This window comes from Streptomyces sp. NBC_01298 (assembly GCF_035978755.1).
In the GTDB taxonomy this organism is placed as follows: Bacteria; Actinomycetota; Actinomycetes; order Streptomycetales; family Streptomycetaceae; genus Streptomyces.
In genome coordinates this window covers 97,230-106,253 of sequence record NZ_CP108414.1, presented here as the reverse complement: position 1 = coordinate 106,253, position 9,024 = coordinate 97,230, and the positions used below count along the sequence as shown (strand labels likewise).

At 69.0% G+C, this 9,024-nt stretch carries 14 protein-coding genes and 2 pseudogenes; 11 read left to right on the top strand and 5 right to left on the bottom strand.

Going from position 1 to position 9,024, the window contains the following annotated elements:
• Positions 1 to 286 precede the first annotated feature (286 nt).
• Positions 287 to 391: pseudogene (locus OG730_RS00600) on the top strand (IS5/IS1182 family transposase); the annotation flags it as partial.
• Here OG730_RS00600 and OG730_RS00595 read toward each other — a convergent pair.
• A complete protein-coding gene (locus OG730_RS00595; RefSeq protein WP_327309624.1) occupies positions 361 to 702 on the bottom strand; it encodes a hypothetical protein in 342 nt (113 codons plus the stop codon). The pseudogene OG730_RS00600 and the gene OG730_RS00595 sit on opposite strands and share 31 nt — an antisense overlap.
• Before the next feature lie 326 nt (positions 703 to 1,028).
• Between OG730_RS00595 and OG730_RS00590 the strand changes: the two genes are divergently transcribed.
• The 5 genes from OG730_RS00590 (at position 1,029) to OG730_RS00570 (ending at position 3,287) form a co-directional block, all read left to right on the top strand.
• The gene (locus OG730_RS00590) at positions 1,029 to 1,292 is read left to right on the top strand and encodes a response regulator transcription factor (protein WP_327302205.1); all 264 of its coding nucleotides are present in this window, start codon (positions 1,029 to 1,031) and stop codon (positions 1,290 to 1,292) included.
• Between the two features lie 59 nt (positions 1,293 to 1,351).
• Positions 1,352 to 1,789 (top strand): hypothetical protein, encoded by a 438-nt coding sequence (locus tag OG730_RS00585; protein WP_327302204.1) that lies wholly within the window; start codon positions 1,352 to 1,354, stop codon positions 1,787 to 1,789.
• Between the two features lie 79 nt (positions 1,790 to 1,868).
• On the top strand, positions 1,869 to 2,165 hold the full coding sequence (locus OG730_RS00580) for a hypothetical protein (RefSeq protein ID WP_327302203.1): 297 nt from the start codon (positions 1,869 to 1,871) through the stop codon (positions 2,163 to 2,165).
• Positions 2,166 to 2,209: 44 nt separating this feature from the next.
• The gene (locus OG730_RS00575) at positions 2,210 to 2,446 is read left to right on the top strand and encodes a hypothetical protein (protein WP_327302202.1); all 237 of its coding nucleotides are present in this window, start codon (positions 2,210 to 2,212) and stop codon (positions 2,444 to 2,446) included.
• 211 nt (positions 2,447 to 2,657) lie between these two features.
• A complete protein-coding gene (locus OG730_RS00570) occupies positions 2,658 to 3,287 on the top strand; it encodes a response regulator transcription factor (RefSeq protein ID WP_327302201.1) in 630 nt (209 codons plus the stop codon).
• Positions 3,288 to 3,692: 405 nt separating this feature from the next.
• Here the strand turns inward: OG730_RS00570 and OG730_RS00565 are convergent, their stop codons facing one another.
• Together OG730_RS00565 and OG730_RS00560 are read right to left on the bottom strand one after the other, a co-directional pair.
• The gene (locus OG730_RS00565; RefSeq protein ID WP_327302200.1) at positions 3,693 to 4,292 is read right to left on the bottom strand and encodes an SMI1/KNR4 family protein; all 600 of its coding nucleotides are present in this window, start codon (positions 4,290 to 4,292) and stop codon (positions 3,693 to 3,695) included.
• A gap of 41 nt (positions 4,293 to 4,333) precedes the next feature.
• Positions 4,334 to 4,866: pseudogene (locus tag OG730_RS00560) on the bottom strand (hypothetical protein).
• A 183-nt stretch (positions 4,867 to 5,049) separates the two neighbouring features.
• Here OG730_RS00560 and OG730_RS00555 point away from each other — a divergent pair.
• The 5 genes from OG730_RS00555 to OG730_RS00535 all read left to right on the top strand — a co-directional run bounded on the left by OG730_RS00555 (position 5,050) and on the right by OG730_RS00535 (position 8,496).
• Complete coding sequence (locus tag OG730_RS00555) at positions 5,050 to 5,955, top strand: hypothetical protein (protein ID WP_327302199.1); 906 nt, start codon at positions 5,050 to 5,052, stop codon at positions 5,953 to 5,955.
• 509 nt (positions 5,956 to 6,464) lie between these two features.
• Entirely contained in the window at positions 6,465 to 6,659 is a 195-nt protein-coding gene (locus tag OG730_RS00550) for a hypothetical protein (RefSeq protein WP_327302198.1), read from the top strand.
• A 242-nt stretch (positions 6,660 to 6,901) separates the two neighbouring features.
• Entirely contained in the window at positions 6,902 to 7,033 is a 132-nt protein-coding gene (locus OG730_RS00545) for a hypothetical protein (RefSeq protein ID WP_327302197.1), read from the top strand.
• Between the two features lie 105 nt (positions 7,034 to 7,138).
• Positions 7,139 to 7,471: a WhiB family transcriptional regulator gene (locus OG730_RS00540; RefSeq protein ID WP_327302196.1), complete on the top strand. Its 333-nt coding sequence runs from the start codon at positions 7,139 to 7,141 to the stop codon at positions 7,469 to 7,471.
• A gap of 98 nt (positions 7,472 to 7,569) precedes the next feature.
• Entirely contained in the window at positions 7,570 to 8,496 is a 927-nt protein-coding gene (locus tag OG730_RS00535; RefSeq protein WP_327302195.1) for an Imm49 family immunity protein, read from the top strand.
• A gap of 40 nt (positions 8,497 to 8,536) precedes the next feature.
• On the opposite strand, the gene OG730_RS00530 is transcribed toward OG730_RS00535, so the two are convergent.
• Together OG730_RS00530 and OG730_RS00525 are read right to left on the bottom strand one after the other, a co-directional pair.
• Positions 8,537 to 8,662: a hypothetical protein gene (locus OG730_RS00530; protein ID WP_327302194.1), complete on the bottom strand. Its 126-nt coding sequence runs from the start codon at positions 8,660 to 8,662 to the stop codon at positions 8,537 to 8,539.
• 97 nt (positions 8,663 to 8,759) lie between these two features.
• Entirely contained in the window at positions 8,760 to 8,918 is a 159-nt protein-coding gene (locus OG730_RS00525; protein WP_327302193.1) for a hypothetical protein, read from the bottom strand.
• Positions 8,919 to 9,024: the final 106 nt, after the last annotated feature.

Below are 9,024 nucleotides of genomic sequence, written 5' to 3'. Positions count from 1 at the left end.
GCCGACCACGGGGGCGTGATTCGCCCAGGACCATGCAGGCCAGTCCCCGCCTCGGACCTCTGCGGGGAATCGGCGGAGTCAGGTGTGGCGGCGCGCTGGTAGCGATCACCACGCTCCACCTCCGGGCGGGCTGACAGTCCCGTCGGCTCCCCGCCCGTCGAGCCTCGCGGTGCGGGGAGCCAGCCCCTGCGAGCTGCCCGGCGAGCACCCGGGCGCTGACGGTGACCGAGCGCGCGGGGACCTGGCGCGGTTGCCGCGCCAGGTCCGTGAGACGGAGCTGCTGCGCGTTGCGTCGATACCGCCGATCCGCAGGTGCCGACGGCCCGACAAGCTCCACGGGGACAAGGGCTACGACTACCCTCACCTGCGGCGATGGCTCCGTGGCCGGGGCACCTGGTCCGTAGCGGAGTCCATCAGCATGACCCGGTCATCAGCGGACCAGAAGCGCACTGCCCGTGCGACCTGATGCTCCCAGAACCCTGGATCTTCGGCGGCTTCGAAGCCGAGCTGTGAGGCATGTTCGGCAAAGCCGGCCCCGGGTCGGCCGGTTGCCGTGGCGACGACGGGCGCTGAGAGCAGGGGCCGGCCGTGCTGGTGCTCGTAGACCCTGATGTGGCCGAGCTTCGGGTAGAGCCCGTGCATGTGGTTCTGCGGATCGCATGGGTCGCCGGCCTGGGCAAGGGAGCGCGGGAGGCGGTGCATGTCGCGTTCCTTGCCGGGCACAGCTGAGGCCATGCCAAGTCGGGGTGATCGTGCGGGTCGTCATGATGATGGCGTGCGGCTGCAGACGCCCGCTCACGCCCCTTGCGTCGGTGTGTCAGTCGTCGGCACCCCACCGGGTGGCGGGGGCAGTGGTAGACGTTCGGCGCCTGCCGTGGGGGCAGCATCTGGGTGAGGATCCGTTCCGGTACATGTGGCACGACGACGTAGAACGGAACATGACTTCTGTGGAGAGCTTCGAGCACTCTGGCCTGGCTTCCTGCGGGTGCGGGCTGGGGGAACCTGCTGCTTGGCGGCGGCGGGAGATCGTGACGCTGACCCCCCGGGAGCGGCAGGTTCTTCTCCTGCTGGCCGGGGGAGCGGGAAACGCGTCGATCGCCTACCGCCTCGGCGTGGTGGAGCGCACCACGAAGAAGCACGTGACGAGCATTCTGGAGAAGCTGCGGGTGTCCTCTCGTCTTGGCGCGGCCTTGGTGGCGCACCAGCACCACCGTGAGCTGTGTGGGCAGGCGGCCGGCGCCGTTCCGGTGCCCGGCGGGACACCGGCCCCAAGGTCCACTACCTCCAAGTGAGCGCAGAAATAAGACTGTTGCCGTGGCCGGGAGGACCGGCTGATTCTTGGAGGAAATACATGCGCTTCAGCGCACGCACCATCGCGATATCCCTGGCAACGGCCGTCACCCTGGGCGTCGGCTCCCAGGCCGCGGTCGCCGCATCGACGCCAGCCCCCGCCCCCGCGCAGTCGGCGAACGTCCTGCAGCTCGGCAACGAGACGATCGAGCTGAACGAGGCGGAGGTTGCTCAGTGGCAGCGGCTGGCCCAGGAGCTCTCCGGCGATGACCGGCCCCAGCACGGCTACGGCGTCAAGATCCCGTGGCGGGCGTTCATCGACAAGCTCAAGGGCTCGCCCAAGCTGTTCAAGGCCGCCATCGGCAAGGCAAAGGCCGGGCACGGCGCCTTCCAGGCATGGATCGGCAAGCAGAACATCGTAGTGCGCGGCGCCTGGGTCGTCCTCGGCGGCGCAGCCCAGAACGAGGCCATCAATTACCTCGCAAGCCTGACCCAGTAGAACACCGTCCCGGCCCGGGAACACGGACGGGTTCCCGGGCCGGGAGCGACCCCGCCACAGAAACGGCACAGTCACATCCATGCCCCCCACGCCCAGTCAGAGCCACGGCCCTCGCAGGCGCCCGACCACACCGGACTCCGTAGCCCTCGGCTTCGCCCTCCTGATGGTCCCAGCTGCCATCGCACGCACCGCCGCGCGCAACGGATCCACCCATCTGCACTTTTGGGCCTGGCTGCTCCAAGGCGCCGCTGTGTTCGGGATCGCCGCCGGTTTCGTGCTCGCCGGCGTCAGGCGCACCCGGCCTTCCCCCGGCCTGTGGGGGCTCGTGCTGATTGCCGGGTTCATCACGGCTCTCGCAGCGGCGAATGACGCCTGACCATCGTGGGCCGGGGCAACGAGAAGGCGGCCCGGGAGATCCCCGTGAACACCGTGCGGCTGGCTGCAAAACCCCTCTCCTCGACTGAACAGGACCATCCGCGCATGCTGTCCAGAATCATCATCTTGGCCGTGGCGTTCACCGTGCTGGTGCTCGTCAATCGCTTCCTGAGCATCCCGTACTGGGGCGAGCTCGTCGCGACCGCGGTCGTCGTCGGTGTCATGACCTATGGGCTCGGCAGGGTCGACGGCCGCAAGCCCTCGGACCCCGCCAGCGGCTGACCGTCGCGCGTGCGGCCGTCTCAGCCAGGAGAGGAGGCCGCACGACCAGCTTCACCGTGCACGCTTTTGCGTGTCGAACCCGGTTCCGGTCCCCGGTCCCGCCCCCTGAGACGTACGGGTCGATCTGGCTCCCGGGGTCCCGGTTTCCTCTGCGGCGGCACCGGGAACAATGGCACAGGGGTCTCCTGGTGGGAGCGTCATGATCGAAGTCGTGGTTATCGACGATGAACCGCTGATCAGAGCCGGTCTGAAACACGTTTTCGACACCGTGCCGGACATCACCACCACGGGCGCGGTTCCCGTCTCGGACGCGGCCGCCGCTCTCGCCGAGCAAGAGGCGCACGTCGTGTTCCTCGACTGTTGCCCGGAAGACGCCCCAGCCGTCAGTGCCGCTCTCGACCGCTTTCCGGTCCGGCCGGCAGTCTGCGTTCTCTCCCGGTACAAGGGCGGTGACCTGGCCGCGTTCGCACTGGGCAGCGGTGCCCGCGGCTACGTACGGAAAGACACCGACCCCGACCGGTTCCCGCCGCTGGTCCGTTTCCTCGCCCAGGGCTGGACCATGCTCTCCTCCGAGACCAGCCACCTCGTCGTGGACGGCTTCCTCCACCACACGGCACGGGCACTCGAGCCGGACCACACCACCCGGCTGACACCGCGGGAACGCACCGTGCTGGTCCTCATGGCGGCAGGCCTGTCCAACACCGACATCGGCATGCGCCTGCACCTGGCGCCCAGCACCGTCAAAGACCACGTGAGCGTCATCTTCACCAAACTCGAAGTCACCGGCCGCGTACAGGCTGCGCTGTGCGCCGACCGGGCCGGTCTGTTGCCCGGCCCCTGACCGTCCCGACCGCCACGGCGAAGGCCTGGCAGCCTCGTGGGCGCGTCCGGCCCGCCCGTCGACGACCAGCCGTGGGCGGCGCGTGGCCGTCGCGCAGGGCAAAACAGACGTGTGATGTGAGGGCGGCGGTCTCGGGCGCCTCAGCTGCTTTCAGTCTTGCGACCTCGACGAAGGCCGTGCGAGGAGTGAGCCTGCGTCGGCATGGTCCGCCAGGCAGGCCACTGCGTATCTGCCCCGTTCGGCAATGTGATGTCGTTCCAGAGCGGGGGTTCGGTCCAGCCCTGCGTTCCTGGGTTCCTCGATTGAGGAGACCGACTTCCGCCGGAGACCGCATTGCATCCACCGCAATGGAACCTGCCTCCGTGAAGTAGCGGGAAGGCCAATTCCCCCCCCCCGCCACTCGGTTTACATTCCGCGGTCCGGCCCGCTCCAGGGTTCGGGCCGTTCGCCGGCGGCCATCGGAAGTCGGCGCAGCTGTACCGGTCGGGGATAAAAGGCTGTGGTGTCGGGGCCGGCCATGTCTTGGCCGATGAGGTAACGGTAGAGCCATTCAGTAAAGTTCATGTCGTACTGCGCCCAGCCGCCTTCGCCGTCTTCGACCAAGAGCCCAGGGAGCGGTTCGTCCGCAGCCAAGAGGAACAGCGTCTCGCCTCGGTTGGTGCTAGCGATTGGCCACAGTCCGTTACGCGTTCCGAAGCTCAACTCTGTGAGCCCGAACAGCAGGCGAGGGGCCTCGTCCGGATCAAGTTCGTCCCAGGACACCTCGGACCAGGCGCGGGCCGTGTCCTGTATCCAGTCGCCGAGATTCCAGCGCGCGGTCGCGGGGTGATGCAGAGACAGGTGGCCGTTGAGCTGGATGGGAGCGTACGCGTCCACAAGGGTCTGATAGCCGGTTGGAAGCCGAATTCCGAGCTCCGTGTGCAGGCGGTCCCAGGCGGCGGGGTCCGTGTAGCGGTTCTGGGCCGGGCCGAGCATCGCCATGGCGGCGGACAGGTAGTCGGTCATGGCGGTCCTCGCTGATGGACCGTCTTTGCGGCGGGATCACCCTAGCTCTGTGGTCCCGCCGGCCAGGCTGCCAGTCTGCGGTAGTGGATCAGGGCGGCGGCGATGCCGGCGAATGCCAGGAAGTGTTCGGCCTTGCGCTCGTAGCGACGGTGCAGGCGGCGGCACCCAGACAGCCATGCCGCGGTGCGCTCTACGGTCCATCGGTGCTGGCCCAGGCGCTGGGAGGATTCGATGCCCCGGCGCGCGATGCGCCGTGTGATGGTGCGGGAACGGAGCCATAAGTGGATCTTTAATCCCTTTTTGCCGCGATCTGCGGGATTCGGACCCATCAGGTCCCCCCTTTGAGGGCTCTCATGTTGACCGAGTCGATAGCACACCGCGACCGGTCCAGTCCGCCACGTGCGCCGAGCTCATCCAAGATCAGGCGGTGCGACTTGCCCCACACCCGGGCTCGGCTCCACTCGGTGAAGCGGCGGTGCGCAGTCGGCCCGGGCGGGCCAAAGCTCGGTGGCGGTTGTCCGTCTTCGAATTCCCGCCGTCCTCCCGGAGGGCGGGCCGGGAGGGCGGCGGCCAGGAGCAGCAGGACCGTGGCGGACGCGGCGCGACATGGTGGGGCGGTCGGCGGCCGGCTGCGGGGCGGATTCGTCGGTGGCCGGAAATCAGGGGATCGAGCGACGCGCATTCACGCCTTCGTCACGCAGAGCCATACGGTGATCACGCTATGCGTTGAGTCGCGCCCCTCAGAGAACGAGGTTCCATGAACCTTCGGATGCAACACCTGTCCCGCTTCGCCTCCCGGCTCGGCGTCTTCGCCGCGGCGATCGGGCTGGTCGCGTCAGTGGCGGGGACGGCCCAGCCCGCTGCCGCCTTGAGCGCCCCGGCCCCGCAGCAGCTGCTCGTGCACTCGGTCGTGAAGAAGACCGCGACGGTGAACGACTTCGAGCGGGTCACCGTCGGCTGCCCGAACTACACCTGGGCCATGAGCGGGGGCGCGGAAGTGGCCACCCCCGTCTCCTCGGCCGATTCGAAGGCACTGGTCGGCAGCTTCCCCGAGCTGCTGGGGAGTAACAAGGCCTACGGATGGGTCGCCAACGCCCGCAACTTCTACGAGGACCCGGTCACCGTCACCGTCTGGGCGGTGTGCGTCGGACTTCCTGGCGGGTACGAGGTCGTGCAGACGCCCCTGAGCCAGGTCCCGAACGATCAGCCGGTCACGGCTACCTGCCCGGCGGGGAAGACCGCACTCGGCGGTGGCGGCGAGGCGCAAGGCGAGAGTTCCGCTCTCGGCAAGTCCTACCCGATCGCTGCCGGAACCGGGCAGGGCAACAAGTGGGTCGTGGCCGGCCGGGCCAGCTACCGCACGACTGTCGGCATCGTGGGCTATGTGGTCTGCGCCGACCCCGTCCCCGACATCACCGTGACGCGCTACACCCGCACCTCGACCATGCCGGTCGGCGGGTACCTGTCGTGCTTGGACACGCAGCGTGTCGTGGGCGGCGGGGCCTCCTCGAACGGGCCTGAGACCGTCCTGTTCGCGAGCCGGCCCGGCCTCAAGAGCGAGGGCCTCACACGTGACGGTTGGTGGGTCCAGGCCGCCCAGTCCCCGAACTACTACAACCAGACGTTCAGCGCGGACCTCTACGTGATGTGCATGCCGCGGTAGGCAACACGGCAGCCGTGAGCGGCAAGTCGAGGCTGGTCTCCGTCGGAGACCAGCCTCGATAGCCTGACGGGCCAAGGGCCGGAAGGTATCGTCGGCGCCGAACGTAACCTGGGTCTTCGCAGTCACAGCACGGGCACTCCAGCCGCGCTTCCGTTGACCGACCACGCCCATGACGCTCGCTGAAGCTCCCCGCTCCGTTAAATGCCGGACCAAGTGCGGAGACTAGTAGCCCTGGCCATTTTCCGAGATCCGCATCATGCTCCACCAGGAGCCGATCCGCGCCACCGGTAGGCAGTAAAGACACCGCGCCGGAACGCTCCCGTGATGATGGGCCGCGACAGCGCCGACCGAGCCAGTCCGCCCGCGCGGCGTGGCGCTCCACGCATGTCACTTCCGGGGACTGCGGTGAAGCCCTGCGGCATTGGTCTGCTGCTCCTTCCGCGACGCACGCGACACCCCTTCCTCCACACTCCGCGGGCCGACGGAGCAGAGCGAAAGGGCCTTTGCCGATGTCGGCCTCCCAGACCAGCAGCCGCGCCCCTACGTACACCCTGTACACCGGTGCGCCGCGCCAGCTCGCCAGCGAAGTCGTCGCCGCCCGGCCACCCGAAGCGCCCCTCATCCCCGCTCCGGCCGAACATGCGCAGCTCATCCTCGAGTCCGAGGTCCTCTACTGGGTCCTCAGTCCCCAGCGCCACTACTAAGAGTTCCCGCTCGGCATCCGAAACGTCCAGCCCCCCGCGGCCGGCCTACGCCTGCACCTGGACCGACCACGAGAAGCAGTGGGACGACGAACACCAGCCAATCTCCTACGACCCCACCTGGCGCGCCGCAGCCTGGCTCTCCAGCGGCCTGCTGCGCCGCCTCGGTCTTCCTGCGCACGGTCGTCATCCCCCAGGTCGTCACCGGGCACGAGTCACGGCTGGGCGAGTCCTGGATCCTGGAGGTGGACCACGCCTCCGACACCGGCCTGCGCCGGCACCGGGGCCTGACACCGGCCGGCGTCGGCCTGGTGCTGCTGAAGGCCCCGGACCGTACCGCCGTACCCATCGGCGGCCAAGCGCCCGTTCACCCGTAGGAGTTGTTGCCTGATTCCGATGTTCCCTGCCTCGCCCGATTGGCGTACCGTCACCGAACTGCCAACGTCCCACGGTGGCGGCAGGCTGATCGGGGAGAGGACGGCATGGGGGTGGTCGCGGGTGGTGACGACGCATGGAGCGAGCGGGCGCTTTGTCGTACTGCCGACCCGGAAGAGCTGTTCGTAGAAGGCGCGGCCCAGAACAGGGCCAAGGCCATCTGCACCGGCTGCCCGGTGCGCACCGAATGCCTCGCCCACGCCCTCGACAACAGCATTGAGCACGGCGTCTGGGGCGGCATGACCGAGCGGGAACGGCGGTCTCTCCTGCGGCGCCGGCCGCTGGTCACCTCCTGGCGCCGCCTGCTCGAAGCGGCCCGATCGGAACATCAGCGCACCGTCCGGTCCGACGATGAGCAGCCCTGGAGCGCCACGGGGTGATCCGGCACCCCACGATGCCTCGCTGCTCGCGCCGTCGGCCGGCGCCGGACGGAAAGCGTGGGAGCGGCGCTGTCGGTGGTGCCTGCCAGGATGCACGGATGGAGATCAACCACGCGCTACGTCATCCCGTGAACCAGCAGCGCCTGAACCGGGCCCTTGGTGACAAGGTGGACCGTGTCCAGGAGCGTTTTGAGGACGTCTATCAACGTGGCTACCCGATGCGCGTGATGCTCGAGGAACTCGGACACGAGCTCCTCGACCACGTCGCAGCGCGCACCACCCAGGACCCCGACCTCGACGACGAGCGCACCCGCCTCGCCCTGCTCACCGCTGCTGAGTGCCGCCTGGGCGTGCTGGATCTGGGATGCAGCCCCAGAGGCGACTGTGAGATCCCCCTGCCTCTGACCAGGACGCGTCTGACCAGCGAAGAACTGGACTACGACGAGACGCACGACGCGACTGACACGGTCACCGCCCGCACCTGGATCGACGCCTTCGACATCTGCGTCGCCAGCGGTCTCATACAGGACTGGCAACGGGTGATCGGTCTCCTCCTGCGCAACGATTTCGCGCCCGCACTGCGCAACAACCTGCCCCACGCCGGCCGGGATTCCGTCTCCGATCCGGCCGACCTCGCGCACATGGACGCCCTGTGCGGCTACCTGACCCCGGCCCGCGGCCACCTGCCCCGCGACTGGCCGCAGGTGACGCTGACCAAGCCTTCGACGGACCACCGACTGGACGCCGCACTTGCCCGGGACGCCGCCCACGCGGTCAGTCCCGACCAGCGCCTGCTGCGCGTTCTGCTCGCCGACGATCAGAGCGCCTTCGAGCGGGCGTTGGACGAACGACTGGCGCAGCACCGCGCCGGTGCCGGTGAGAATCCCGCGCCCGGAACTCTGCTTCCCCTCGGCGCGATCGCCTTGGCCGCCCTCGCCGTACAGGTTCATGGCTGGGACCTGCAGAACAGGTCCGCCTACCTTCCGGCCGCGCTCCTGAAGCCGCCTGCCCCGGTCGGCTCCTGACCCGGCCCCAGATCAGAACGGCCGTCGCCGGGCCGCCGAGCTACAGCAGGTCCACCTCCGCGTCGACGTACCCGAACTCGCGGGCCGTGTGTACCAGTGCCTCCCGCGGCAGGCTATGGCGCTCCGCCCGGCCCATGGCCGGCGCGGCGGTGATCGTGACGGCCATCCGCGACCTGGTTCCGCCGTCGTTCCTGCGAGCGACGCCAGGTCCGCGAGCGAGTCGAGGTCGGGCAGGACACCGTTGTCGGCGGGATGGCCGCCGCTCAGGCCTGCGGGTTCTCGATCAGAACGTCCGAGCAGGCGAGCGCGGTGGACTCCATCGTGGTGGGCAGGGCGAGCACGACGGACGCCCTCAACGCCGGACCGCCGTCCTGTCCGGCGATCGCGCACGAGTAGCCGACAGAACGGGCCGAGTTGCCCAAGGGCCCCGTTCCCAGCGAGCGGCGGTCAGATCGGAGCCCCGGCGCCGGCATCTGCCCGGCAGTCCAGCTCTCGGCCGACCGGCCCTGGTTGATGCTGAGGCGGGGG

Coding starts and splice junctions, on each gene's coding strand:
- OG730_RS00555 (WP_327302199.1), top strand. CDS start 5,050: ATGAACCTTCGGATGCAACACCTGTCCCGCTTCGCCTCCCGGCTCGGC.
- OG730_RS00540 (WP_327302196.1), top strand. CDS start 7,139: ATGGGGGTGGTCGCGGGTGGTGACGACGCATGGAGCGAGCGGGCGCTT.
- OG730_RS00530 (WP_327302194.1), bottom strand. CDS start 8,662: ATGGCCGTCACGATCACCGCCGCGCCGGCCATGGGCCGGGCGGAGCGC.
- OG730_RS00580 (WP_327302203.1), top strand. CDS start 1,869: ATGCCCCCCACGCCCAGTCAGAGCCACGGCCCTCGCAGGCGCCCGACC.
- OG730_RS00550 (WP_327302198.1), top strand. CDS start 6,465: ATGTCGGCCTCCCAGACCAGCAGCCGCGCCCCTACGTACACCCTGTAC.
- OG730_RS00535 (WP_327302195.1), top strand. CDS start 7,570: ATGGAGATCAACCACGCGCTACGTCATCCCGTGAACCAGCAGCGCCTG.
- OG730_RS00585 (WP_327302204.1), top strand. CDS start 1,352: ATGCGCTTCAGCGCACGCACCATCGCGATATCCCTGGCAACGGCCGTC.
- OG730_RS00565 (WP_327302200.1), bottom strand. CDS start 4,292: ATGACCGACTACCTGTCCGCCGCCATGGCGATGCTCGGCCCGGCCCAG.
- OG730_RS00595 (WP_327309624.1), bottom strand. CDS start 702: ATGCACCGCCTCCCGCGCTCCCTTGCCCAGGCCGGCGACCCATGCGAT.